The organism is Pacificimonas aurantium (assembly GCF_020092905.1).
GTDB lineage: Bacteria > Pseudomonadota > Alphaproteobacteria > Sphingomonadales > Sphingomonadaceae > Pacificimonas > Pacificimonas aurantium.
The window spans coordinates 1,206,267-1,230,680 of record NZ_JAGSGB010000001.1 but is presented as its reverse complement, the minus strand read 5'-3'; the positions used below and the strand labels follow the sequence as shown (position 1 = coordinate 1,230,680).

The 24,414-nt window shown below is 66.8% G+C and carries 27 protein-coding genes; 12 read left to right on the top strand and 15 right to left on the bottom strand.

What is annotated here, in order from left to right; genetic code table 11:
* Window positions 1-30: 30 nt before the first annotated feature.
* Window positions 31-522, top strand: coding sequence for a demethoxyubiquinone hydroxylase family protein (locus KCN53_RS05965; protein ID WP_088713271.1), 492 nt, complete (start codon window positions 31-33; stop codon window positions 520-522).
* Here KCN53_RS05965 and KCN53_RS05960 read toward each other — a convergent pair.
* Window positions 519-1,361 carry a LytTR family DNA-binding domain-containing protein gene (locus KCN53_RS05960; protein WP_088710993.1) on the bottom strand — a complete coding sequence of 281 codons (843 nt, stop codon included), beginning with the start codon at window positions 1,359-1,361 and terminating at the stop codon, window positions 519-521. The two genes, KCN53_RS05965 and KCN53_RS05960, sit on opposite strands and share 4 nt — an antisense overlap.
* A gap of 165 nt (window positions 1,362-1,526) precedes the next feature.
* Between KCN53_RS05960 and KCN53_RS05955 the strand changes: the two genes are divergently transcribed.
* Entirely contained in the window at window positions 1,527-2,069 is a 543-nt protein-coding gene (locus KCN53_RS05955) for a DUF2306 domain-containing protein (protein WP_088710994.1), read from the top strand.
* 24 nt (window positions 2,070-2,093) lie between these two features.
* Window positions 2,094-2,594: a DUF2306 domain-containing protein gene (locus tag KCN53_RS05950; protein WP_088710995.1), complete on the top strand. Its 501-nt coding sequence runs from the start codon at window positions 2,094-2,096 to the stop codon at window positions 2,592-2,594.
* Window positions 2,595-2,615: 21 nt separating this feature from the next.
* On the opposite strand, the gene KCN53_RS05945 is transcribed toward KCN53_RS05950, so the two are convergent.
* Genes KCN53_RS05945 through KCN53_RS05935 form a run of 3 tightly spaced genes read right to left on the bottom strand, consistent with a single transcriptional unit; the run spans window position 2,616 to window position 5,178 of the window.
* Window positions 2,616-3,569 carry an MBL fold metallo-hydrolase gene (locus tag KCN53_RS05945; protein ID WP_207790584.1) on the bottom strand — a complete coding sequence of 318 codons (954 nt, stop codon included), beginning with the start codon at window positions 3,567-3,569 and terminating at the stop codon, window positions 2,616-2,618.
* Window positions 3,566-4,075 carry a GDYXXLXY domain-containing protein gene (locus tag KCN53_RS05940; protein ID WP_172406134.1) on the bottom strand — a complete coding sequence of 170 codons (510 nt, stop codon included), beginning with the start codon at window positions 4,073-4,075 and terminating at the stop codon, window positions 3,566-3,568. The genes KCN53_RS05945 and KCN53_RS05940 overlap by 4 nt, the downstream gene beginning before the upstream one ends.
* Window positions 4,072-5,178, bottom strand: a complete 1,107-nt coding sequence (locus tag KCN53_RS05935) for a DUF2157 domain-containing protein (RefSeq protein ID WP_088710996.1) — start codon at window positions 5,176-5,178, stop codon at window positions 4,072-4,074. Before KCN53_RS05935 ends, KCN53_RS05940 begins: the two co-directional genes overlap by 4 nt.
* A gap of 134 nt (window positions 5,179-5,312) precedes the next feature.
* Between KCN53_RS05935 and KCN53_RS05930 the strand changes: the two genes are divergently transcribed.
* A complete protein-coding gene (locus tag KCN53_RS05930; protein ID WP_088713274.1) occupies window positions 5,313-6,791 on the top strand; it encodes a replicative DNA helicase in 1,479 nt (492 codons plus the stop codon).
* Window positions 6,792-6,815: 24 nt separating this feature from the next.
* Here the strand turns inward: KCN53_RS05930 and KCN53_RS05925 are convergent, their stop codons facing one another.
* From KCN53_RS05925 to radA, 5 genes are all read right to left on the bottom strand, one after another.
* Window positions 6,816-9,251 (bottom strand): TonB-dependent receptor, encoded by a 2,436-nt coding sequence (locus KCN53_RS05925; protein ID WP_088710997.1) that lies wholly within the window; start codon window positions 9,249-9,251, stop codon window positions 6,816-6,818.
* A gap of 154 nt (window positions 9,252-9,405) precedes the next feature.
* Entirely contained in the window at window positions 9,406-10,218 is an 813-nt protein-coding gene (locus KCN53_RS05920; protein ID WP_088710998.1) for a polysaccharide deacetylase family protein, read from the bottom strand.
* A 46-nt stretch (window positions 10,219-10,264) separates the two neighbouring features.
* A complete protein-coding gene (cysS, locus tag KCN53_RS05915; RefSeq protein WP_088710999.1) occupies window positions 10,265-11,617 on the bottom strand; it encodes a cysteine--tRNA ligase in 1,353 nt (450 codons plus the stop codon).
* Window positions 11,614-12,222: a CvpA family protein gene (locus KCN53_RS05910; RefSeq protein ID WP_088711000.1), complete on the bottom strand. Its 609-nt coding sequence runs from the start codon at window positions 12,220-12,222 to the stop codon at window positions 11,614-11,616. The genes cysS and KCN53_RS05910 overlap by 4 nt, the downstream gene beginning before the upstream one ends.
* 63 nt (window positions 12,223-12,285) lie before the next feature.
* Window positions 12,286-13,659 carry a DNA repair protein RadA gene (radA, locus tag KCN53_RS05905; protein ID WP_088711001.1) on the bottom strand — a complete coding sequence of 458 codons (1,374 nt, stop codon included), beginning with the start codon at window positions 13,657-13,659 and terminating at the stop codon, window positions 12,286-12,288.
* 86 nt (window positions 13,660-13,745) lie between these two features.
* Here radA and KCN53_RS05900 point away from each other — a divergent pair, with 86 nt between their 5' ends.
* The 6 genes from KCN53_RS05900 to KCN53_RS05875 all read left to right on the top strand — a co-directional run bounded on the left by KCN53_RS05900 (window position 13,746) and on the right by KCN53_RS05875 (window position 17,489).
* Window positions 13,746-14,789 (top strand): alanine racemase, encoded by a 1,044-nt coding sequence (locus KCN53_RS05900; RefSeq protein WP_088713275.1) that lies wholly within the window; start codon window positions 13,746-13,748, stop codon window positions 14,787-14,789.
* Window positions 14,786-15,571: an MlaE family ABC transporter permease gene (locus tag KCN53_RS05895; protein WP_088711002.1), complete on the top strand. Its 786-nt coding sequence runs from the start codon at window positions 14,786-14,788 to the stop codon at window positions 15,569-15,571. The genes KCN53_RS05900 and KCN53_RS05895 overlap by 4 nt, the downstream gene beginning before the upstream one ends.
* A complete protein-coding gene (locus tag KCN53_RS05890; protein WP_088711003.1) occupies window positions 15,568-16,320 on the top strand; it encodes an ABC transporter ATP-binding protein in 753 nt (250 codons plus the stop codon). The genes KCN53_RS05895 and KCN53_RS05890 overlap by 4 nt, the downstream gene beginning before the upstream one ends.
* A gap of 89 nt (window positions 16,321-16,409) precedes the next feature.
* A complete protein-coding gene (locus KCN53_RS05885) occupies window positions 16,410-16,682 on the top strand; it encodes a VOC family protein (protein ID WP_224199388.1) in 273 nt (90 codons plus the stop codon).
* A 19-nt stretch (window positions 16,683-16,701) separates the two neighbouring features.
* Window positions 16,702-17,139, top strand: a complete 438-nt coding sequence (locus tag KCN53_RS05880) for an iron-sulfur cluster assembly scaffold protein (RefSeq protein WP_088711005.1) — start codon at window positions 16,702-16,704, stop codon at window positions 17,137-17,139.
* The gene (locus KCN53_RS05875; protein ID WP_088711006.1) at window positions 17,139-17,489 is read left to right on the top strand and encodes a DUF423 domain-containing protein; all 351 of its coding nucleotides are present in this window, start codon (window positions 17,139-17,141) and stop codon (window positions 17,487-17,489) included. Before KCN53_RS05880 ends, KCN53_RS05875 begins: the two co-directional genes overlap by 1 nt.
* Here KCN53_RS05875 and KCN53_RS05870 read toward each other — a convergent pair.
* On the bottom strand, window positions 17,443-18,399 hold the full coding sequence (locus tag KCN53_RS05870) for a metal-dependent hydrolase (protein ID WP_088711007.1): 957 nt from the start codon (window positions 18,397-18,399) through the stop codon (window positions 17,443-17,445). The two genes, KCN53_RS05875 and KCN53_RS05870, sit on opposite strands and share 47 nt — an antisense overlap.
* A gap of 74 nt (window positions 18,400-18,473) precedes the next feature.
* Here KCN53_RS05870 and KCN53_RS05865 point away from each other — a divergent pair, with 74 nt between their 5' ends.
* Together KCN53_RS05865 and KCN53_RS05860 are read left to right on the top strand one after the other, a co-directional pair.
* Window positions 18,474-19,070: a hypothetical protein gene (locus KCN53_RS05865; RefSeq protein ID WP_143712153.1), complete on the top strand. Its 597-nt coding sequence runs from the start codon at window positions 18,474-18,476 to the stop codon at window positions 19,068-19,070.
* Between the two features lie 119 nt (window positions 19,071-19,189).
* Window positions 19,190-19,984: an enoyl-CoA hydratase-related protein gene (locus tag KCN53_RS05860; RefSeq protein ID WP_088711009.1), complete on the top strand. Its 795-nt coding sequence runs from the start codon at window positions 19,190-19,192 to the stop codon at window positions 19,982-19,984.
* Window positions 19,985-20,059: 75 nt separating this feature from the next.
* On the opposite strand, the gene KCN53_RS05855 is transcribed toward KCN53_RS05860, so the two are convergent.
* From KCN53_RS05855 to KCN53_RS05835, 5 genes are read right to left on the bottom strand one after another with little or no spacing between them, the layout of a single operon-like run.
* Window positions 20,060-20,830, bottom strand: coding sequence for an enoyl-CoA hydratase (locus KCN53_RS05855; RefSeq protein WP_088711010.1), 771 nt, complete (start codon window positions 20,828-20,830; stop codon window positions 20,060-20,062).
* Window positions 20,817-21,959 carry a tRNA guanosine(34) transglycosylase Tgt gene (gene tgt / locus KCN53_RS05850; protein ID WP_088711011.1) on the bottom strand — a complete coding sequence of 381 codons (1,143 nt, stop codon included), beginning with the start codon at window positions 21,957-21,959 and terminating at the stop codon, window positions 20,817-20,819. The genes KCN53_RS05855 and tgt overlap by 14 nt, the downstream gene beginning before the upstream one ends.
* Window positions 21,960-22,011: 52 nt before the next feature.
* Entirely contained in the window at window positions 22,012-22,449 is a 438-nt protein-coding gene (locus KCN53_RS05845) for a hypothetical protein (protein WP_143712154.1), read from the bottom strand.
* A 56-nt stretch (window positions 22,450-22,505) separates the two neighbouring features.
* Window positions 22,506-23,528, bottom strand: coding sequence for a tRNA preQ1(34) S-adenosylmethionine ribosyltransferase-isomerase QueA (queA, locus tag KCN53_RS05840; protein WP_088711013.1), 1,023 nt, complete (start codon window positions 23,526-23,528; stop codon window positions 22,506-22,508).
* A gap of 10 nt (window positions 23,529-23,538) precedes the next feature.
* Window positions 23,539-24,345 (bottom strand): peptidylprolyl isomerase, encoded by an 807-nt coding sequence (locus KCN53_RS05835; RefSeq protein ID WP_088711014.1) that lies wholly within the window; start codon window positions 24,343-24,345, stop codon window positions 23,539-23,541.
* Between the last annotated feature and the right edge of the window lie 69 nt (window positions 24,346-24,414).

Sequence of the window (24,414 nt, the reverse complement as noted above, 5' to 3'; positions counted from 1 at the left end):
CCCGCCCGCACGCCGGTCGACACCAAGTCGATGATCCGGGTCGATCAGGCCGGCGAGTTCGGCGCGGCGCGCATTTACGCCGGGCAGCTCGCGGTCATGGGCGCGCGCCATCCCGACGCCGCCGAGATCGAGCGCATGCGCCGGCAGGAGCAGCGCCACCTCGAGACCTTCGATCGGCTGATGGTCGAGCGCGGCGTGCGCCCGACCCTCCTCTCCCCCTTCTGGGACGCGGCCGGTTTCGCTCTCGGTGCGGCAACCGCGCTCATGGGACCGCGTGCTGCCATGGCCTGCACGGCGGCGGTCGAGACCGAGATCGACCGGCACTATGCCGAGCAGGAAGACGCGCTCGGCACGCAGGACCCCGAGCTATCGGGACATATCAGCCAGTTCCGCGCCGAAGAGCTGGAGCACAAGGAAACCGCCATTGCGCATGGTGCCGAGGACGCCCCCGGCTATCCCGTGCTCAGCCGCGTGATCCGCGCCGGCTGCCGCGCGGCCATCGCGGTCGCGAAGCGGGTCTAGCGGAGCAGCCCGGCCGCCCTCGCATCGGCCGTGCGCGCGCGGGCGACGGGAACCCTGGTCCCGTTCGTCAGGGTCAGCACCGCGCTGCGACCGTCCCTGACGGCCTCCGCCACGCCGTGCGCGGCCACCCACCAGGACCGGTGGACGCGGCAACCGGGCGTCGCGCCCATCTCCCTGACGGCGTCGTCCAGCCGCATCAGGATCATGTCCTCTCCCGCCGCGCCGTGAACGCGGACATAATGGTCCTCGCTTTCCAGCGCGAGGATATCGCCGGGCGCGGAGGCGCGGACCCGCTCCAGGAGCGGCACGTCAGGCGCGCTGCCTGAATTTTCCCTGGGCATTGCGAGCGATGCTGAGTCTGCATCGGAATCGGCTGCGACACCGGCTCTATCCTCTGGTGAGGCCGGGCCTGCGTCGGCAAAGGGGACCGTTTCCGGGCGTTCGCGGTACAGCCACCAGAAGATTGCCTGCATCCCCAGCCCGATCATGAGCACGTTCGGATAGCCCGCCGCGAACCTGCCCAGCGGCATGCCGAGCGCCGCAAGGCCGCCGCCCGTCAGCATGGCGACGACATAGGTCATCGGCACCGCCATCACGGCGGTCGCAACGGTGATCAGCGGCCACAGCCACAGGTCTAGCTTTTCCGAAATGCGGACCGTGACGGGGATGACCGGCAGAAAGACGAGATAGCCTGCGCAGATGACGCCGACCCAATAGATCAGCCGCTCGCCCAGCGACTGCACGGCATAGCTGCCGAAGGGGCCGAGAAAGGCGAGGACCACGCCAACCGACGCGCACACGCCCATTCCGATAAGAAGGCGGCGAACGAACTCCCTCAAGGCCCGGTCCCTTCCACGAATTCCCTTCCCATTCGCGCTTCGTGAACGGGCAAGCGCCCGCTTTCACGAAGAATTGCGCCCTTCCCGCGAAGTTGCGCTTGAGCGCGGACGGCGGCCTGCAATCCCTATGGCCATCGACCCGAGAGATAAAGCGAGACGGACCCGATGACAGCTCTTTCCCTTCCCTTCCTGCCCGGCCGTACCGGGGCGCCGCGTACAGCGCGCCGCCTGACGCTTGTGCAGACCGGCATCCTGATCTGCGGCAGCCTGCTGACGCTGCTGATAGCCGCCGCCATCCTGCGCGGATCGACCGGCAGCGCCCCTTTCAGCCTTTGGCAGCTGCCGCCTGCGGTAATCGTCCATCTGCTGACGCTTCAGGTTGCGGCCCCGCTCGGCACCTATGTCTTCGTGGCGCGCAAGGGCACACCCCGGCACCGGCTGGCCGGCCGCATCTGGTGCGCGTTCATGCTGGCGACCGCGCTGTCGGCCTATTTCATCCGCACGTCGCCCGACGGGTCGATGAGCCTGATCCACCTCTTCATCCCGGGAACGATACTCAGCATCGCCGCGGGAATCTGGCTGGCGCGCAGGCACCGGGTGAAGGCGCACGAGCGCATGTTCCTGCAGCTCTATGTCGGCGCACTGCTCGTCGCGGGCTTCTTCGCCTATCAGGGCGACCGCACCATGGCGGTCCTCACCTTCGGTTGACCCTCGGCGGGAAAGGCAGGCGGCATGACCAGGAGTGTCTGGATTTCGGTCGGCATAACCGCAGCCGTGACGGCGGCGATCACCCTCTGGTTCACCTATCTCGCGGTCAGCGGGAGCGATCCGCGCCCCGCCGGTCCCGCTCCCGTCCTCGCGCCCGCAGACGTCCCCTGGCTGGTCTGGCTCCACCTGGCGACCGTCGTGCCCTCCGTGCCTCTTGGCGCCTATATTCTCTGGCGCCGCAAGGGGACCGCGCGGCACCGGATACTCGGACGGGTCTGGGCAGGCATGATGTTCGTGACGGCATGCACCGCCTTCTTCCTCCGCTCGACCTCCGAAGGCTTCAGCCCGATCCACCTGTTCGCGGTGCTGACCTTCCTGTCGATCCCCTATGCCGTGGTGCAGGCAAGGCGCGGCCATATAGAGGCGCACATGCAGGCGATGCGCGGCACTTATATCGGCCTGATCGTCGCCGGCGCCTTCGCCCTATTACCGGGCCGCACCATCTGGGGCCTGCTGTTCGCCTGAACGTCAGCCGAGGTGCGCGGCCTAGTGGGCGTGGGTCGTGCCGTCCTCGTGGCTGTGGGCCGCAGGTTCGGTCAGGCTGTCATAGACGAAGCCCACGAACCGGTCCTCAGAAATGAACCCGCCCGATCGTGCATCGGCATAGGCGGCGGCCGGGCGCGCGGCGACGATCTCGTCGCGGCTGCGGCCCTCGTCGATCATCGCCTGTACCGCGCCGATCATCTCGGCGAGGAAGTCGCGATAGGCGGCGAGCCCCGCCCTGTCGGTCACCTTGCCATGGCCGGGAATGATCTTCGTCTCCTCATTGGCCAGCTTCAGCCCCAGGTCCGCGGCGTTCAGCAGTCCCTGCGCCGATCCGCCCGACGCGCGGTCTATGAAGGGAAAGGTCCCCGCCGTCTCCGCGAAGAAGGTGTCGCCCATGTGGATGACGTTCTGGTCGACGAAGTGGATCAGCGCATCGCCGTCGGTATGCGCGTTGGCGGCATAGACCGCACGCAGCGTGCCGCCGTTGATGTGAAAGCTCTGCCGGTCGCGAAACGTCATGACCGGCAGCGCCGCCTTCGGCGCCGGCGCGACCTCGCGCTCGCCCTCCGACCCCGCGGCCATGCGGCGGCGCACATTGTCATGCGCCACGATAAGAGCGCCGGCCTCGCCGAAATTCTCGTTCCCGCCGGTATGGTCGCCATGCCAGTGCGTGTTGACGAGGAAATCCACCTCGGCGCCCGCGCCTGCAAGTTCGCTTACCTTGGCCTGAATCCTGTCCGTCAGGGGGGCAAACTGGTCGTCGACCAGGAAGACGGCATCCTCACCAAAGCTGAGGCCGATGTTGCCGCCTGCACCGTAGAGCACATAGACGCCGTTCGCGACCTCCTCCGCCTCGATCTCGACGCTCGAGAAATCGCGCTGCGCCGCCGCCGGCGCCGCGATGCAGATTGCCGCTCCGGTCAGCGCCGCCGCTGCCATGCCCAGTGTCTTCATCGGTTCTTCTCCCCTTGCCGTGTATCGAGGCGCAGGGGCATCAGCCGTCCCCCCGCCGTCAGCTTTGCCACCACAACCATCGGCTCCTCGCGAAGTTGCCGTTCCCAGCGTGCGGCACGTTCGCCGTCCATGAAAATCCGTCCGCGCAGCACCAGGCGGTTCTGCCGCTCCGGACCCTGCACGAACCTCACATCCTCGTCGATGTCCCTGACGGCATAGGGGCACTCGGCGCTGCCGGGCCGGATGGCGCCCCGCCGCCCATCGGGTGGAGGCCCCTCCAGACAGATGATGCAGCCTTCGGGCGCGGCGCATTGTTCGGGGTCTCCCGCCAGCGTCCAGTCATAGGCATAGTCGATATACTGGCCCCGCACGGGATCGCGCGGATCATAGCCGGCGATCGGAATGCGCCACTCGTCCGCGCCCGCAAGCGAGACTTCGTTCGCGGCAATCCCGGCCGCGAGACCCGCCAGCGGCAAAAGCAGCGTCAGGGCGAACAGGCGCCTCATCCGGCCGCGCCTTCCCGGAACATGCGGCGCCCGGCGAATGCCAGGCCGATCAGCAGCAGCCCCGCCACGATCAGGCCGAGGCCGGTCGTCGCCAGCGTTCCGAACAACTCGAAATAGACGATGAACAGCCGGATCGCGAGCGCGGCGATGGCGATCCCGTACAGCCCGCGCCAGCCGGCCCGCGCGCTGGCGAAGGCGATCCAGATCCACATGGCGGCAAAGACGAACACACCTGCGAGGCGCGGAAACGTCGCGTCGGGATGCGGGATCAGCGTGGCCAGCAGCAGCGCGCCGAGCGGCCCCAGAAGCAGCGGCGCCACCAGCGACTTCGGAATGACGCCGCGCCGCAGCGCCGGGAGGGTGGCCCCTGCCGCCACGGCCAGGACCGGCAGGCAGCGCACCAGATTGGCGCCGGCATCCTCCACCGTCAGCCGGTCGGCCCAGGTCAGGTGCACCAGGCTGGCGAAGGGGAGCAGCACCGTCAGCCCGCCTTCCCGCAGCCCCTTGGCGAACTCGCTGTTGGTCAGCGCGCCCACCGCCACGAGTGCCCAGGGGACGCTTGCGGCAAGGCCCTGCGCCAGCAGTTCTCGCGTGGTCGAGCCGTCCATCGCGGCTGCGACGCTGGCAAACGCCCAGACAGTCATTCCGGTCACGGCATAGGCAGTCAGGCGGGTCCGGCCCGCCAGCAGCAGCGGCCAGACGGACAGCCCCAGCCAGGTCATCAGCAGGCGCCATATGTCGCCCGACAACTGGTAGATCTGTGCCTGCAGGGCAAGGCCGCCGAGAACCAGCCCGGCGAACAGGAACAGTGCCACCTCCAGCGCCCAGGGCCAGCCCTTCTCCCGCGCCTGCCAGGCGGTTCCCGCAGCGGCGGCCAGCAGCAGGGCGTGAACCCCCAGCTTCACAGCCTTCGGAATATCCTGCCAGTTCGCCGCAATCAGCGCGACGATTCCAAGTGCCAGCGCCAACGCACCCAGGCCCGCCATGGCCCAAAGCCAGACCGGCCGCGCCCGCTCCGCCTCATAAGCGCGAATTTTTTCTGCCGCCGCGGAATCGATCAGGCCCTGCTGCCGCCAATCTGCCAGACGATCTTCGATGCCCATGCCTGCCCTCTTGGAACGCCGAGTCGGGGAAGTCGATGGTCCACAGGCTCAGGAATTTTATCCACAGGCATTCCACAGCTTGTTTGCGAAGTTTGGCCACTTCTACGCTGCCGCTATTCTGATAACCAATGTCGATGGCCAGCAATCCCGTCTCCCTATTCGCCGAATCGACCGGCCACGAACTTCCCCAGAATCTGGACGCGGAAGCCGCGCTCCTCGGCGCCATCATGCTCGACAACCGGCTTGCCGAGGATGTGCAGATGAAGCTGCGACCGGAGCATTTCTTCGAGCCGCTTCACGCGCGCATCTACGAGCAGATCCTGAAACTGATCGATCGCGGTATGCTGGCGAATCCCGTCACGCTTCGGCCGACGTTCAAGGACGACCCGGCGCTGAAGGAGCTGGGCGGCCCGGCGTATCTCAACGCGATGACCGAGCAGACCGCGGGGCTGATCGCCGCGCGCGACTTCGCCCAGCAGATCTACGACCTCGCGCTCCTGCGTGCCCTTGTGTCGGTCGGGCGCGAGATGGTCGAAAGCGCGTCCGACACCAGCGAGGATGTCGATCCGCAGCGCAAGATCGAGGATGCCGAGATGGCCCTCTACCGCGTGGCGGAGGAGGGCGATGCCACCGGCCAGGTGCGCCAGTTCAAGACCGCTGCCACCCAGGCCCTCGAAATGGTGAACGCCGCGCTGAAATCGGGCGGCAACCTGTCGGGTCTGACGACCGGGCTCGACGGCCTCAACTCGAAAACCGGCGGCATGCACAGGTCCGACCTCGTCATCCTCGCCGGGCGCCCTGCCATGGGCAAGACGGCGCTGGCGACGAACATCGCCTTCGCCTGTGCCGAACGCTTCATGAAGGACCGCGAGGGCGACGACCCCGACAAGAGCTCAGGCCGCCCGGTCGGCTTTTTCAGCCTCGAAATGTCCGCCGACCAGCTCGCGACGCGTATTCTCGCCGAGCAGGCCGAGGTGAATTCCGAGGATCTGCGCATGGGCCGTATCAGCCAGGAGGATTTCCGCCGCCTGACGCGCGCCTCGGCCAAGCTGGAGAGCCTGCCGCTCCTTATCGACGACACGCCCGGCCTGTCGATCGCCGCGCTGCGCTCGCGCGCGCGCCGCATGAAGCGCCAGCACGGCGTCGGGATGATCGTCGTCGACTATCTGCAGCTGTTGCAGGGCACGAACCGCAAGTCCGCCGAGAACCGTGTGCAGGAAATCTCGGAGATCACCCGCGGTTTGAAGACGCTGGCGAAGGAACTGAACGTCCCCGTCCTCGCCCTGTCGCAGCTCAGCCGTCAGGTCGAACAGCGCGAAGACAAGCGCCCGCAGCTTGCCGACCTTCGCGAATCGGGCACCATCGAACAGGACGCCGACATCGTCATGTTCGTCTACCGCGAGGAATATTATCACGCCGCCAAGAAGCCCGAGGATGGCAGCGAAAAGTTCAGCCAGTGGCTGGAAAAGGCCGAGGCCATTCGCGGCCATGCGGAGGTCATCGTGGCAAAGCAGCGCCACGGTGCGACCGGCATTGTCCCGCTGATGTTCCAGGCGAACGTCACCCGCTTCCGCGACCGTGCGCCCGACGGCTATGCGGAGAGCTACGAATAGCTCTCCGCACGGCGCGTAGGTCGATTAGAAACGCGCCGAGACGGCCACGCCGTAAAGCGCAGGCTCACCCGGAATGAAGGTCGCGGTTCCGAAGGTGGAGCCGGTATTGCCGGCGTCGATCAGATATTCCTCGTCCAGCAGGTTCGTCACGAAGCCGGTGACGGCGTAGCGGTCGTCGTCGAAGCTGACACCGCCGCGCAGATTCACCAGCCAATAGCCGTCCTGGCTCAGCGCCTCGTCGTTCGGCTGGGTGAAGTAGACCTTGCTGCGATAGGTCGCCGTCGGCGTCAGGCTGAGCGCCGTGCCGCCACCGAGGTCGTAGGAGAAGGCGGCACCTACCGCGCCGCTATGCTTCGGCTGCAACCGGAAACGGTCGCCGGCGAACTGCGCACCTTCCGACCCGGGGTCGTTCGCCTCGGACACTTCGGCATCGATGAAGGCATAGCTGCCGAACAGGTTGAGCCAGGGGGCAATCCGCAACTGGGCTTCCGCTTCGACGCCCAGGCTTTCGGCCTGGCCGGCGTTGACGCTGCGCAGTTCGCCCGTCGCTTCGTCGACCAGCGTGACCTGGAAGTTGGTATATTCCTGGTAGAAGACGCCGACCGATCCGCTGAACGGCCCCGTGGCCGTTTTCACGCCGCCCTCATAGTTCCAGACCCGCTCTTCCTCGATCAGGTTCAGGTTCGTGGCGGGCGGTCCGTCGAGATCGAGAACGGGCGCCCGGCGGCCTTTCGACACGGTGCCGTAGACGCTGACATCCGGGCTCACGTCGAACCGGGCGGCGAAGCGCGGCAGCCAGGCGTCGAAATCGTCGCTGGCGGTGAACACCTGCCCGTTGGTATTGGGCAGCGTCGGAATCAGCGGCAGCGACAGGCCGGGCAATCCGGCCTGCTGGCCGAGTAGGTTGAAGAGGAAGCTGTCCGGCTGGATCGAGCTGAACTTCGACGTCCGCTCTTCGTACAGATAGCGCACGCCCGCCGTCAGTTCGAGCGCCGGGGTCGGCACCACCGTGACGTCGGCGAACAGCGAATAGACGTTGTTCTCGCCGAAATTGGTATATTCGCTGTCATAGGGAATGACAGTTGCCGCGCCCTGGGTGAGGATCGCGGACGCATTCTGGCCCAGAAGCGTGCCGTCGGGCGCCACGCACGACCCGAGACCGCCTTGCGCCTGGCTCAGCAGCCCCTGGATCTGCAGCACGCCGCTGTTCAGCGGTTCGGGCAGCAGTCCCGACGGCAGACAGGCGAAGAAGGTGCCCTCGTCCGAGGAGAAGGGCACGCGCTGGAAGCCGTCCTCCATGAAGATGTTGCCGCCGAAAAAGCCGCGGATCATACCGCCATCATCGTAGGACAGGCGCAGTTCGGAGGAGAGCTGGTCGCCCTGCGCATCCTCGGCGAATTCGAGGAAGTAGAGCGCACTGCCGTCGGCGTCGAAGGTTTCGAGCGCCTCGAAGCGGCGATAGCCGTTCACCGACGTCAGGGTCAGCGCGTCGGACAGCGGCAGTTCGACGGTCAGGTTGACGTCGAACACGTCGCGCTCGAGCTTCAGCTTGTCGATGCCGAGAATTTCTCCGCTCACCGGCGAGCCGCCCAGCTCCACCTCGGTATAGGGGGAGGTGTCGCCGCCGGTTGCCGGGATCGTGCCCGAAACGAACGCCGTTCCGGGGTTGTTCTGCTGTTCATATGTGACCACCAGGTCGATGACGCCGATATCGGGCGTGACGCGAACGGACCCGCGCAGGCCGAACTGATCCAGCCCGTTCAGGTCGTCCTGGTCGGTACCGACGATGGCGGCACTGGCCGTCCCGGCTTCGCCGGCGATGTTCTCGACATAGCCGCGGCGATATTCGTAAAAGCCGGCAAGGCGGGCCGAGACCATGTCGCTGCCGCCGTTCACCATGCCCTGCACCTCGACGGCGTCGTAATTGCCGTAGGACGCCGTCACGAAGGCGGCGGGTTCGGGTTCCGGCTTGGCGGAAACGACCGAAACGGCGCCGATGGTGGCCGCGGTGCCGAACAGGGTGGCCTGCGGGCCCTTCACCACTTCGATGCGATCGAGATCGTAAAGCTTGAAATAGGATCCGCGAGAGCGCGAAACGTCGACGCCGTTATAGTAGATGGTAACGCGCGGCCCCTGCTGGGCGCTGCCCGAATCCGAGGTGATGCCGCGGATGACGAAACCGGGATTGTTGGCGCTCTGCTCCTGGACGTTCAGGCCCGGAATGAAGGCGGACAGTTCATCGAACTCGTCGACGCCGATCCGCTCCATCTGCTCGGCCGAGATGGCGCTGATGGTCAGGGGGACGTCGGTGATCAGTTCCTCGCGCTTCTGCGCGGTAACGACGATCACATCATTGCCGATGTCGTCGACGACCGGCTCGGCGGCCTGGGCGAAAACGGGTGTGGCGGCCGCACTGGCGAGCGCAGCGGCGCCGGCGGCGCCGAGGAACAGGGATTTCATCTTGTGACTCCGGTCTCAGAAAGGGACCGGCTGCGGCTAGGATCGAATTCTTACAGAAAAAATTCCGCTGCGTTGCAGCTTCGTGAATTTTGCGGAATTCCGCCTATTTCGAACAAGGAAGTTGCATTGCAGCAACGTTTTCCCGCCCCGTTCTTCAATTGGCGAGATAGGCGCTTTTCAGAAGCTGCCGCCGCTCCTCCGTCAGCGGGATGTCAATCTCGTAGGAACCTTCCGCATAGGGCCCCGCGACATAGGGCGGCAGCAGGACCTTCAGGTTCAGCGCGCGCATCCCCGCGCCGCTATCGAGCACCACCGTCTGCTCGCCTAGCGGCGGACACTGCCAGAAGGGCTCGTCGTCGGCATCATCCGGGATTTCCTGTCCGCGGCGTTCGCGCCGCATGTCGTCAAGTTCGCGGCAATAGACGGTCTCCAGCTCCTCGCGCGCCGTCGGCCAGTTGACGAACAGGGCGGGCAGTTCGATCGCGCGGTTCTCGGTGCGGTCCCAGAGAACGCCGTCGAAATAGCGGTTCGGATGCGCGCCGCCGTCGTAGCGTTCGGTCGCCGCACTGAGGTTGAGCAGCGTCGGCGAACTATAGGCCAGCGACCATTCCTGGTCGAAATAGAGCGGGCGCGGGTCCTGGCCCGTTTCCACCAGGCGCTGCGCGAACTCGCGCGCATTTTCCCGCATTTCCGCAAGCGAGTCCCGGGCGTCCGCACGCAGCCGGTCCAGCAGGCGCGGATGCGCGGCAATCTCGGGCGGCGCATGCCAGCTGAACTGCAGCGTCGGCGAGCGCTCGCGGATGAACAGCTCTTCCGCCAGCACCTGCCGGGGTTCGTCCGCCGCCGCCTGGCGCGTCTTGAAGGTTGCATTGTCCAGCACCGGCTCTTCCGTCTCCGCCGTGCCGCCATTGTCTCCGCACGCGCTCAGGCCCACCGCCAGCGCCGCCGCGATCATTCCGACTCTCATCGGCCGAATACCCCCAGTTGTCCGCACGCCCGTATTCTCCGCGGTCCTATTTGCGCCGCCAGGTCGTGCCATTTGGTCCATCTTCCAGAATGATGCCCTCGGATTCAAGCTCATCGCGAATACGGTCGGCGGCGGCGAAATCCTTCTCGCGCTTCGCCGCGGCCCGTTCGGCAATCCGCGCCTCGATCTCCTGCCGTGCCTGGGCAGTTCCAGAACCATACGGAAGGCTGAAATAATCTGCTGGCGAAGACTGCAAGAGTCCCAAGAGCGCCCCAGACGCGACGATTTTATCTCGGCTGCAATCTTCGCCATCCAGCGCCCAAAGCCGAGCCAATGCTTTCGGAAAGTTCATGTCATCGCGAAGAGCCTCGACGAGCTCTTCATCGGGTTCGGCGCCTTCCTCGACGAACGCATTGTTGGACAGCTTGCTATACTGCCGGTTCAGCACGTCCCTGCACTGAAAGAGTAGCTCGTCCGACCAATCGAGCGGTTTGCGGTAGTGCGCCGAAAGCAATGCCAGCCTAATGCTTTCTTCCTTGTGTCCGTCCGCCAGAAGATCGCGCACGCCGACGATATTCCCCAGCGACTTCGACATCTTCTCCGAATTCATCGACAGGAAGCCATTGTGCATCCACACGCGCGCCAGCGGTGCCCCGTCGTGCAGGCAGCGGCCCTGCGCCGCCTCATTCTCATGATGCGGAAAGACGAGGTCCTGCCCGCCGCCGTGAATGTCGATCGTCTCACCCAGATGCGCGCGGATCATCGCAGTACATTCGGTATGCCAGCCCGGTCGCCCCCGGCCCCAGGGCGAGTCCCAGCCCGGTTCGTCCGCCGCGCTGGGCTTCCAGAGCACGAAGTCGGCGGCGTGTCTTTTATAGCCCGCGACCTCGACCCTCGCGCCGGCGATCATCTCGTCGAGTGCGCGCCCCGACAGCGAGCCATAGTCTGCGTCCGAGGTCGTATCGAACAGCACATGCCCCTCGGCGGCATAGGCGTTTCCGCGCTCGATCAGCCCCTGCATCAGCTCGATCATCTGCGGCAGGTTGTCGGTCGCATGCGGCGCAAGGTCGGGCGGTTCGACGCCGAGCGCACCGGCATCTTCCAGATACCAGCCCTCGGCTTCCGCGGTGATCTCCTCGATCGGCCTGTTCTCGGCGGCGGCGCGCTCCATGATCTTGTCGTCGATGTCGGTAATGTTGCGCGCATAGACGACGCTGTCCGCGCCATATTCGTGGCGCAGCAGCCGGCGCAGCACGTCGAATATGACGGGCGGGCGGAAATTGCCGATATGGGCGCGGGCATAGACCGTCGGCCCGCACACATACATGGTCACGCGCTTGGGGTCGGCGGGCGAGAAGTCGACCTTCTCGCGCCGCTTGGTGTCGTACAGCCGGATCACAGGTTCAGCCGCTCCGCTTCCTCGAACAGCATGTCGAGCGCATCGCGCTCCTCCTCGTCATAGCCTTCTTCCTCGGGCGCTTCCCCGTCTACCGCGTCCGGGGTTTCGCTTCGCTCGCGCCGCGCCTCGACGAACTCCTCCACCTCGGCGGCGAACAGCGCCAGCACAGGGCCCGAGCGGGCGTCGGCCAGCCAGTCGGGACGTTCGCCCGGAACGACGTCGATCACCAGCGTCAGCAGCATCCAGGTCAGCACCGCCAGCAGCAGGCCCTTCACGGCGCCGAAGCCCAAGCCGAGCAGCCGGTCGAGCGGGCCGATCACGCTGTTCTTCACGCGCCCGCCCAACGCCTTCGCCACCGCGCTCAGCAGGCCGAAGGCGACCAGGAAAATGGCGATCACCGAGATGACGGATGCAGCGGTTACGCTGTCGACGAAGCGCAGCGCGAACTCGACGCCCGTATCGAAATAGAGATTCACGGCGATGATGCCGCCCACCCAGGCGAACAGCCCCAGGATCTCGGTCACGAAGCCGCGCTTCAGTCCCAGCAGGGCGAAGATGACGAGGACGCCGAAAAAGAACAGGTCGAAGAGGGTCAGGTCGGACATGGACCGCGCCTGATATACGCCTTCTGCGCTCTCGTCACCTTCCCGCCTTTGCCGGGCCGGTCGTCACGCACCCCCGCCGGCAAGATGGGCGACCAGGTCGGCGAGGTGTCCGAAGCTTTCTACCCGCATGCCGCCGGGCGCTTTCGCCGTCTTGGGCGCAAGGGCGCGGTCGAAACCCAGCTTCTTCGCTTCCTTCAGGCGCAGGGGAAGGTGCATGGCGGGACGGATTTCCCCCGACAGCGACAGCTCGCCCAGCGCCACCGCGCCGAGCGGCACGGGGGTGTCCGTCAGCGAACTGACCAGCGCCGCCGCCACCGCCACGTCCGCCGCCGGGTCGGAGACCCGCAGCCCGCCGGCAATGTTGAGATAGACTTCCGCATTCGAAAAACTCATGCCGCAGCGCGCTTCCAGCACGGCGAGGATCATGGCGAGGCGTCCCGAATCCCACCCGACGACCGCCCGCCGCGGGGTGGCTCCGGACGCCAGCCGAACGACCAGTGTCTGCACCTCGACCATCACGGGCCGCGTTCCTTCCAGCGAGGGGAACACGACCGATCCCGGCACCGCCTCCTCCCGCTGGGTCAGGAACAGGCTCGAGGGGTTCTTCACTTCACCGAGGCCCGCCTCTTCCATGGCAAAGACACCGATCTCGTCCGTGCCGCCGAAGCGGTTCTTCACGGCGCGGAGGATGCGGTACTGGTGCGAGCGCTCGCCTTCGAAATAGAGCACGGTATCCACCATGTGCTCCAACACGCGCGGACCGGCGATATTGCCCTCCTTGGTGACATGCCCGACCAGGACCAGCGCGGTGCCGCTCTGCTTGGCGAAGCGGATCAGTTCCTGGGCGGAGGCCCGCACCTGCGCCACCGTGCCGGGTGCGCCCTCCAGCATGTCGGAGTGCATCGTCTGGATCGAATCGATGATCAGCAGCGCGGGTGGCGCTCCCTCGGTCAGCGTCGTCAGGATGTCGCGCACTGAGGTGACGCTCGCCAGCTCGACGGGGGCATCGCCCAGCCCCAGCCGCCGCGCGCGCAGCCGCACCTGGTCCGCGGCTTCCTCGCCCGAGATGTAGACGATGCGCCGGCCTTCCTTCGCCAGCGTCCCCGCCACCTGCAGCAGCAATGTGGACTTGCCGATGCCCGGATCGCCGCCGATCAGGACCGCGGACCCTGCGACCAGCCCGCCGCCCAGCGTCCGGTCGAGCTCGCCGATCCCGGTTTTCGCACGCTGAGGAAGCGGCGTTTCGACCGCCAGCGTCTCCAGCGCGATGCGCGTCCCGCCCGTGCGCAGGGAATGCTTCGCGCTGAACGGCGTCATGACGGCATCGGCGTCCTCGACCAGCGAGTTCCACTCGGCGCAATCGGGGCATTGCCCCTGCCACTTCGTCTGCACGCTGCCGCAGGCCGTGCAGGAATAGCGCGTCTTCGCCTTTGCCATGGAATCGCCATACCGGAACGAACCGGGAACGGGAAGATATGGCGGGACCTTTTTTCTTTTCGCGAAGGGCTTAAGGGCGGATGCGGATGACCGCGCCGCTCCGCCTCCGCATCGATTTGGACGCCCTTGCCGCGAACTGGCGCTGGTTCGCGCGGATGAGCGCCTCTGCCCGCACAGGCGCGGCGGTGAAGGCGGACGGCTACGGCCTCGGCGCACGCGAGGTCGTCGGCCGGCTGGCCGAGGAGGGCTGCCGCGACTTTTTCTTCACCACCTATGACGAGATCGCCGCCTTCGGTGCCGTACCCGACGGTCTGACCTTCTACGCCCTGCATGGCTTTCGCGACGGGGACGGTCTCCGCGCCGGGGTGGTGCCGATTCTCAACACGGCCGCGCAGGTGGCCCGCTGGCGCGAAGTCGCGCCGGACCTGCGCTGCGACGTGAAGGTAGATACCGGCATGAACCGGCTCGGCTTCGGCTGGAAGGACTTCGACCCGTCCATCCTGGGCGGGCTGCAGCTCGGGACTCTGCACTCGCATCTTGCCTGCGCCGACGATGTCGACGATCCGCTGAACGAAGCGCAGCTCGGCCGCTTCCGCGCGCTCGTTGCCCAGGTCGGCCCGCCCGCCGCCTCGCTTGCCAGTTCGGGCGGCATCTGCCTCGGTGGGGACTATCATTTCGACCTCACCCGCCCGGGGCTCGGCCTTTATGGCGGCATTCCGAACGCGGCGGCGGCAGGCCATGTGCGGCCTGTCGTCTCGGTCCAGGCACAGATCCTTCAGGTGCGCGACATGGAGGTCGGAGACAGCGCGGGCTACGGGGCGACATGGACGGCGCAGCGCCGCACGCGGCTCGCGACGGTTAATATCGGTTATGCCGACGGCTATCTGCGCGGTTTCTCCGTTCCCGGCCCGGCAAAGGGCGGATCTGCGAGCGCTGGCGGCGAAACCTTTCCGGTTGCCGGGCGTGTCTCCATGGACATGACAATCTTCGATATCGGCGCCGCGGACCTTGGCGAGGGAGACTGGCTGGACATGACCTACGACCTGCCCACTGCCTCTGCGCAATCGGGTCTCAGTCAATATGAGTTGCTGACCGGCCTCGGTCACCGCTATCAGCGCGATTACGCATGACCGAAGGGTTCACCCGCCTCTTCTCGCCTCTCGGGGCGGGCACGCTCGGCCTGTTCGCCGCGATCGGCCGGACGGCCGTATTCGCCTTCCGTGCGCTCATCGCCGCGGTCACGCCGCCCTATTACCCGGCGCGGCTGATGCAGCAGCTGATCACCATCGGTTATTTCTCGCTGCCGGTCGTCGGCCTGACGGCGCTCTTCACCGGCGCGGCTCTGGCGCAGCAGATCTATGTCGGCGGCGAGCGCTTCAATGCTGCCAGCACCGTTCCGGCCGTCACGGTCATTGCCATCGTTCGCGAGCTGGCACCCGTTCTCGGCGGCCTGATGGTGGCAGGCCGGGTGTCGTCGGCGATGGCGGCGGAACTGGGCACGATGCGCGTGACCGAGCAGATCGACGCGCTGCAGACGCTCCGGACCGATCCGTTTCAGTTCCTGGTCGCGCCGCGCCTGCTTGCAGCCGTGATCGTGCTGCCGCTTCTTACGCTGGTCGCCAACGCCATCGGCGTCATGGGCGGCTACCTGCTGGCGGTGTACCGGCTCGGCTTCAACGCCGCGAGCTATCTCGATACGACCCGCGCCTATCTTGAGCTCGACGACATCGTCTCGTCGCTGGTGAAGGCGGCCGTCTTCGGCTTCGTCCTCGCGCTCATGGGCTGCTATCACGGCTATCATACGAAGGGCGGCGCGGCGGGCGTCGGCACGGCCACGACCAATGCGGTCGTCAGCGCCTTCCTCCTGATCCTCCTTGCCAACCTCGTCATCACGGTTCTGGTCTTCGGATGACGGAACGGCACGGATCCTCGCTCGAAATTGCCGGGCTCAGGAAAAGCTTCGACGACAAGATCGTCCTCGACGGCGTCAATCTCGGCGTCCGCCCCGGCGAATCGCTCGTCATCATTGGTGGCTCGGGGGCCGGCAAGTCGGTCCTCCTCAAATGCATCCTCGGCCTGATCCAACCGGACAGCGGCACGATCCTGATCGACGGCGTCGACATGACCGACCAGCGCAGTGACCGTACAGATGCGGTCCGGGAACGGATCGGCATGCTGTTCCAGGGCGGCGCGCTGTTCGATTCGATGCCGGTCTGGCGCAACATCACCTTCGCCCTCACGCAGGGCCGTGCGCGCGATTCGAAGAAGATGCACGCCCTGGCGATCGAAATGCTGGAAAAGGTGGGCCTGGAGCCGCGGGTCGCCGATCTTCGTCCGGCCGAGATTTCCGGCGGAATGCAGAAGCGCGTGGCCCTCGCCCGGGCGATCGCCGCCAATCCGGACCTCATCTTTTTCGACGAGCCGACCACCGGCCTCGACCCCATTCGGGCGAATACGATCAACCAGCTTATTCGCGGCCTCGTTACCGATCTGGGCTGCACGGCCGTGACGATCACTCATGACATGGCGAGCGCCCACCACATCGCGGACCAGGTCGCGATGCTGCACGAGGGGCGGATCGTCTGGGCGGGCCCTGTCGACCAGCTCGACAAGAGCGGCAACGAGCTCGTCGACCGCTTCATACACGGGCGCACCGACTGAGCCGGATCATCGGCCTCGACCATATCCAGCTCGCCATGCCTGCTGGCGGCGAGGACCGTGCCCGAAGCTTTTTCGCGAGTATTCTTGAAATGGCCGAACTCGAAAAGCCGGACAGCCTTGCCGCCAGCGGCTGCTGGTTCGAAAGCGCGGGCGTTCAGATTCACGTTGGGGCCGACCCCGATTTCGTACCCGCAGGGAAGGCGCACCCTGCCCTGCGGGTCACCGGCCTTGACGATCTCGCGGCCCTTCTGGCGGCAAAGGGTTATCCGGTCGACTGGGACGACCGTCTCCCGGGCATTCGCCGCTGTTTCACGCGCGATCCGTTCGGCAATCGCATCGAACTGATGGAAGCCGCGGGCTGAAGCGCCTACATCGCCGGTCATGAGCGAACCGCTTTACAACACCCGGATCCTGCGCCTCGCGGCGGAGATCCCGCATTTCGGCCGCCTCGACGAGCCGATGGGAACCGCGCGCAAGGTCTCGCCCGTCTGCGGCAGCCGCGTCGACGCCGATGTCGACCTCGACGACGAGGGCCGGATCAGCCGCTTCGCGCAGGAGGTGCGCGCCTGCGCTCTGGGGCAGGCATCGTCCTCGCTTCTCGGCGCGCGTGTGGTCGGCATGTCGGCTGCCGAGCTGCGGAGCGCCGAGACGGCCCTGCGCCGCTTTCTTGCCGAGGGGGACGCGCTTCCCGCCAATTGGTCGGAGCTGGAGATCTTCGCGCCCGCCCGCCCGCACAAGGCTCGCCACGCCTCCCTCCTGCTGGCGTTCGAGGCGGCGGCCGCGGCGGCCGAGAGCGCTGCGGCGAACCGGGCGGCCTGATGCGGCGCTACCTGCTCTTGCTTGCCGCGCTGCACGGCGCCTGCGGCGTCGCATTCGCCGCGATCGGCGCGCATACCGGCGTGGCGGCCAGCGTCACCACCGGTGCCCAGTTCCAGCTCTTTCACGCTGCCGCTGCGTTCGGCGCCCTCGCCGCCATCCGCTCGCGCTGGACCGGCGCCGGCGTTCTCGTTCTGCTGGCCGGGACGCTGCTCTTCTCGGGGGCGGTCTATCTTTCCGGTCTGGCGGGAGTGTCGCTTGGCCCTGTGGCGCCCACGGGCGGCCTTCTCATGATCGCGGGCTGGTTCATTCTGGCGGCGGCGGCGCTTCGCCCAGATCCACCTCGACCGTAAACGGCCCGCCTGCGCGGATGTTGGTGTAACGCGCGTCGGTGACGATGACCCGGCTGCCCTCGAAGCGGGCAAAGGGCATGCGCGCCCAGAACAGGAAGTCGCGAAGCGCCTTCGACTTCGACGCCGCAAGCGCAACCCTCGGGTCGTCCATATTGTCAGGGGCCGGCGCGTCGAGAACGAGGCTCTCTCCGCCGAACAGCTGCGCGCGGCCCCAGCCGACCTCGCGGCTGTCCGCCAGATAGGCGATGTCGCGGCGGAAGGGGTTGATGGGCGGCGGGCCGGTCGAGATCGCCGCCACGTTCAGCCCGCGCGCGCCCAGCTCCTCCGCCGCTGCGGCCTTCACCCGCTGGCTGCCGCCGAACATCAGGCCGATATAGGAAAGGAGGGCCACCAGCGAGACGAGGGCCGGCCAGTGCGCGCCCTGCAGGCCCCGGCGGCGCCGCCGCTGCGACCACACCACGCCGATGGTCAGCATCGTCCACAGCCAGACGTCGATGATGAACAGCGTGTCGCCGTAGAACCACCTCTCCGTGAAGGGCGACAGCAGGCGCACGCCATAGGTGTTCAGCCAGTCGAGCGCCGGATGGCTGAGGGCGCCGACATAGGCGAGAACGAGCAGCCAGCCGAACCTGACCGGCAGGCGCGCTTCGGGCCGCTTGCCGCGCCGCGTCTGCCAGCGGTCGAACCAGACCATCGCCGCGACAAGCAGGGCAGGAAGGATCAGCAGGCCGATGGGGCCATGAGTGACCCCGCGGCGAAAGGCGAGATTCTCGCCGAACGCCAGCGCGATCACGTCCACGTCGGGTAGGTTCGCCGCGATCATCAGCGTGGCGAGACCCAGGCCCGTTTTCTCTTTCAGGCCGGCCTCCGCCAGCGCGGCGCCTGCAAGCGTATGAGCAAGATTATCCATCTGACCTCCGCGCCGTCTCCTGCCGCGCTCAGGAACGAATTGCCATGCGTCATCGGCGGTTTATGGTCCCCGCCATGTGGCGTACGGCAGAATTGAGATGGTGGTGGCGGGGCGAGCGCACCCGACCGCTGACGGAATGGCTCCTGCAGGGCGCCGAACCGCTGGTCGACAGACGCACCGACCTTTATCTTGCACATGCCGAGGCAACGGACATCGGCATCAAGCAGCGCGGCTACGGCGCCACCGAAGTGAAAGTCCTCGTCGACCTCCCCGACCTGTCGCTGCCGCCGCAGATGGGCTGCCAGGCCGAAATCTGGGTCAAGAGCAGCGGTCTGCCGCTGTCGCTGACGACCGGGACCACCCTGCCCGTGGGCAAAACGCGCTTCCGGCGCCTCCTGGAGTTTGCCGGGGGCGTCTGGCACGGCATCGATTCCGAAGAGGCCGCCGAGGAAGGCGTCGGCCTCGAGATATCCGATGTCGAATGTGCCGGCTCTGCCTGGCATACCGTCTGTATGGAGGCGTTCGGACCGGCGGACCGGATCGAGCCGCTGCTTCAGGCGGCCATTACGCTGCTCGGTCCCTGGCCTTCCGGCACGTCCGAACCCTGGCTATGCGGCGGCTACCCGCTATGGCTGTCGCGCCTGTCGAGCCATGCGGCGGCGGCGGAATAACTTCGCGCCCGGATTGCCGGGAGAGGGGCTGGCCCCTCCCCCTTTCGCGGGCTTAGCTCGCACTTCCCCCGCGTTAAAGCGGACCCCACAGCTCACTACTGCCGCAAGGGACCGACGACATGGACTATGAGAACATCCTGCTGGAGAGCGAAGACAGCGTTGCGACGCTGACGATCAACCGTCCGAAGGTCCTGAACGGCCTCAATCTCGCCACGGTCGAGGAGATGATCGACGCCGTGCAGCGCGTTCGCGACGACGAAACCCTGCGCGCGCTGATCCTTACCGGCGCGGGCCGGGGCTTTTCTTCCGGCGCCGACCTATCCGGCGACGGGACAGGCGACCGCGGCACGGGCAAGCCCGACGCGGGCAAGGTGCTTGAGACGCACTATAACCCGCTCCTTGAAAATCTTATGGCGCTCAACGCGCCCATCATCACCGCGGTCAACGGCCCGGCGGCAGGCGCGGGCTGCTCGCTCGCCATTTGCGGCGACTTCGTCATCTGCGCCGAGGAGGCCTATTTCCTGCAGGCCTTCGTCAATATCGGTCTCGTGCCCGACGTCGGTTCGACCTGGCTGCTGCCGCGCATCGTCGGCCGAGCGCGCGCGCTCGAGATGATGATGCTGGGTGAGAAGATTCCGGCCGAGAAGGCGCTCGACTGGGGCCTTGCCTACAAGGTTGTGCCCGGCGACACGCTCATGGACGAGGCGAAGACGCTCGCCCAGCGCTTCGCCAAGGGACCGACCCAGGCCTATGCGATGATCCGCCAAGGCGTGCGCGACTGCATGGACCGGACGCTGTCCGAGGGTCTGCGCGTCGAGCGGATCAACCAGTTGAAGGCCGGCCGTACCGAGGACTTCAAGGAAGGCGTCTCCGCCTTCCTCGGAAAGCGCAAGGCCGACTTCAAAGGTCTCTGATCGGCAAGACAAAGGGAGGCGGCGACGCCTCCCTTCCCTTCCTGCCGGCGGCCGTTTGCCGCTCCGATTCCCCGTTTAGCTCTTCTGGGCGCGCCCGCGCGCCTGCACGCCGGCAATGCGCGCGCCGACATCGTCGGCCGTGACCGAGCGGTTGCGCTCGGAGGCGCGGCTCTCCAGCTCCATCCCCTCGGCAAACGTTGTGGCATAGCCGTCGTCGATCAGCGCGAGATAATCCTTCAGCATCTGAGGGTCCGTGGACAGCATGTCCTCCGCCAGTTGGCGGCAGGTCGGCAGCAGGTCGCCCGCCGGGACGACGCGGTTGACGAGGCCCCATTCGGCCGCCTGCGCCGCACCGATGAAGTTGCCGGTCAGCGACAGTTCCTTCGCCCGGTTCACGCCGACGATGCGCGACAGTTTCTGCGACAGGCCCCAGCCGGGCATGATGCCGACCCGCGCATGGGTATCGGCAAAGCGGGCATTTTCGCTCGCGATCAGCACGTCGCAGGCCAGCGCCACTTCGAAACCGCCCGTGATCGCGACGCCGTTGATGGCGCCGATGATCGGGCCGGAAAACTGGTTCAGCGACTGCACCGGGTCTTCTTCGTCCACCGCCGCGCCGACGCTGGCACCGCCTGCAAGCTCCTTCAGGTCCAGCCCTGCGGTGAAGGCGCGCTCACCGGCTCCGGTCAGAATCAGCACGCGGATATCTTCGTCGTCTTCCAGCTCGCGCACGGCCCGCGCCAGATCGCTGCGCAGCTCCTGCGACAGGGCGTTCATGGCTCCCGGGCGGTTCAGCGTGACGACAGCATAGCCTGCCGGATTCCTCTCGACGTCAACCAGTGCCATTCTTCGTCCTCCCATATCTCGTCGTGAATTCGGCAGCGAAGGTGCCGAAGCGTGCCTCCTCGATGGCGGCGCGCATGCCTGCCATCAACTGCTGATAGAAGGAGAGGTTGTGCTCCGTCATCAGCATGGCGCCGAGGATTTCACCGCTCCGCACCAGATGGTGCAGATAGGCGCGCTCGAACGTTTCGCAGACCGCACAGCGGCAGTCGCCGTCGATCGGCCCGCGATCCTCGGCAAAGCGCGCATTCTTGATATTGATCGGGCCGTCATGGGTAAACGCCTGCCCCGTACGGCCAGAGCGCGTCGGCAGGACGCAATCGAACATGTCGATGCCGCGCGCCACAGCGCCGACCAGGTCGTCTGGCTTGCCCACGCCCATCAGGTAACGCGGCCGGTCCCGGGGCAGCAGTTCGGGCGCATAGTCCAGCACCGCGAACATCTGCTCCTGCCCCTCACCCACGGCCAGCCCCCCGACCGCATAGCCGTCGAACCCGATGTCCTGCAGCGCGTGGGAGCTTTCCCACCGCAAATCCTCGAACATCGAGCCTTGCTGGATCCCGAACAGGGTGGCGCCGGCAGCGTGCGCTTCGCCGCTGTCGAAGCCAGCCCGGCTTCGCGCGGCCCAGCGCATCGACCGGTGCATGGAGGCTGCCGCTGCGTCACGCTCGACGGGCCAGGAGGTGCACTCGTCGAAGGCCATGACGATGTCGCTGTCCAGATTGCGCTGGATCTCCATCGAGCGTTCCGGCGACAGCAGGTGGCGGCTGCCGTCCAGATGGCTCTTGAAAGCAACGCCCTCTTCCGACTGCTGCGTCAGTTCGGACAGACTCATCACCTGGAAGCCGCCGCTGTCGGTCAGGATCGGCCGCTCCCATTTCATGAACTCGTGCAGCCCGCCCAGGCGCGCAATCCGCTCGTCGCCGGGACGCAGCATCAGGTGATAGGTATTGCCGAGCAGGATATCCGCGCCCGTATCGCGCACGGCTTGCGGCTTCATCGCCTTCACGGTCGCCGCCGTGCCCACCGGCATGAAGGCAGGCGTTCGGATCTCGCCGCGCCGCATGCGGATCGTGCCGCGCCGCGCGCGGCCGTCGGTTGCGGACAGTTCGAAGGCGAAACGGGGGGCCATGGCGCCGCCTTGCCGCAGCAGGCGGTGCGTTTCAATCGCTCCGCAGGTCGCGCTAGTCCTCGGAAATCGCCGTCAGCTCGCCGACGGTGCCGCCGTCCTCGCCTTCCGACAGGGTGATGGAGAAGGCGTTTTCGCCCTCGGTCACGCCGGTAATGCGATCGCCCTGCTCCAGCAGTTCGACACCTTCCTCGGCAAAGGACGAGCGGAAATAGTCGCGCACCGTCTCGACATCGTCGTCGCTCTCGAAGCTGATCGACAGCTGACCGCCGCCGCCCGAGGTGGAGACGTCGAAGCCAGCATTGGTAATGCGGCTGCCGGGATACAGGTCGACGCCGTTCACCGTTACGTCGTCGGCGGACCAGGAGTCGGTGCCCGCCATCACTTCGGCCACGATACGGTCACCTTCCTTCGTCGCCGACCAGTCGCCGTCCGCGTCGCAGGCGGCCAGGCCGGGGGCCGCGACCAGGGCGGCAAGCAGCAACAGGCGCATGAACATTCTCCTTCAGCTGTGTTGCTACCGCAATACAGCTCGGCGTTCAAGCCTCTTCAGGGCATCAGCAGGCTGGAATCGCCATAGGAGTAGAAGCGGTACCGCTCCTTGATGGCGTGGTCGTAGACCCCGTGCATGCGCTCCAGGCCCATCAGCGCGCTCACGAGCATGAACAGGGTCGAGCGCGGCAGATGGAAATTGGTCATCAGCCCGCCTACGGCGCGAAAGCGGTAGCCCGGGGTGATGAAGATGTCCGTGTCGCCGGCAAAGGGCGAGAGCAGACCGTCATCGCCCGCGGCGCTTTCCAGAAGGCGCAGCGAGGTCGTCCCGGCCGCCACGATGCGCCCGCCCCGCGCCCGGACCTCGTTCAGCCGCGCGGCGGCATCCGCGCCCAGCTCGCCCCATTCGGCATGCATGCTATGCTCTTCGGTATCTTCCGCCTTTACCGGCAGGAACGTCCCCGCCCCCACATGCAGGGTCAGCGTCTCGGTCAGCACGCCCCGGGCTGCGATGGCCTCGAGCAGGCGCGGCGTGAAATGCAGAGAGGCGGTCGGCGCCGCCACCGCGCCTTCGCGGCGCGCGAACATGGTCTGGTAGTCCTCGCCGTCCCGCTCGTCGATCCGCCGCTTCGACGCGATATAGGGGGGCAGCGGCATGGTGCCCGCTGCGGCGATCTCCGCCTCCAGCGGACCGTCCGCCTCGAAGCGCAGCCGCACACCCTTCTCGCTCTTCTCCTCGACGAGGGCGGCAAGGGTAGGGCTGATCTCGATACGGTCGCCCAGGCGGGCGCGGCGTGCATTTTTCAGAAAGGCGAGCCAGGTTACGGCATCCTCCCGCTTGTGCAGCGTGATGCCGATCGTGGCGTCGCCGCGCCGTCCCGTCAGCTGCGCGGGAATGACCCGCGTGTCGTTGAACACCAGCGCATCGCCCGGCTGCAGCAAGTCGGGAAGATCGATGACCGTCCGGTCGGCAAGCGCATCGGGTGTAGCATGGAGAAGCCGCGCGCTGTCACGCGGAACCGCCGGACGTAGCGCGATCAACTCTTCCGGCAGGTCGAAATCGAAGTCGGAGACCCGCACAGAACTCTCCCTAGCGCGAGGGGTCCTCGGTCTCGGGCCCCGACGCCGGCTCCTCGGCTCGCGCGTCCACCCCGACGGGCTCGTCCTGGCCTTCGCCATCGGCGCTATCGGCGGGGCCGTCCGCGCTGGGCTCTACCGGCGGCGTCCGAGCGGGCGCATCCGGCGTGGGAGTGTCGCCGAAGCCTTCCGGCATTGCCGAGGTCAGCGCGTCCATGCCCGCTGACGCCTCCCGGGAGGCGGGCGCGGCGGCGAGCATATCGGATGACGGCTGCGGAACGTTCCTGCCGATGCGGGCCTGGACGATGCGGTCGGGATTGGCGGGCGGCTCCCCCGGAGCGATGGCATCGACGAATTGCATGCCGTCGAAGACCCGGCCGAAGACGGTGTAGTTCTCGTCGAGCGTCGTCGTGGGCATGTAGACGATGAAGAACTGGCTGTTCGCGGAATTCTCCGCCTGCGCCCGCGCCATGGAGACGGTGCCGCGCAAGTGCGGCGTGCGCGTGAACTCCGCTTCCAGGTCGGGAAGGTCGCTGCTCCCCTGGCCCGTTCCCAGCGGGTCGCCGGTCTGCGCCATGAACCCCGGGATCACCCGGTGGAAGACGACGCCGTCATAGAATCCCTGTTCTGCCAGGGTGCGGATCCGCTCGACATGGTTGGGGGCGATGTCGGGTCGCAGGATGATTCGCACGCGCCCCCCGGTCGACAGGTCGAGGTTCAGGATATTCTCGTCGGGAACGATGTCGGGCACCGCGCGGTCCTGCGCCGCCGCGGCGAAGGACATGATCAGGCTGAGAAGCAGGGTCGTGAATAGTCGCATGGGCGCCTTACTAGCCGAAACTCGCCTGAACGGAAGCTTAGGACCGGGCCGGGCGGCATAAAAAGGGGC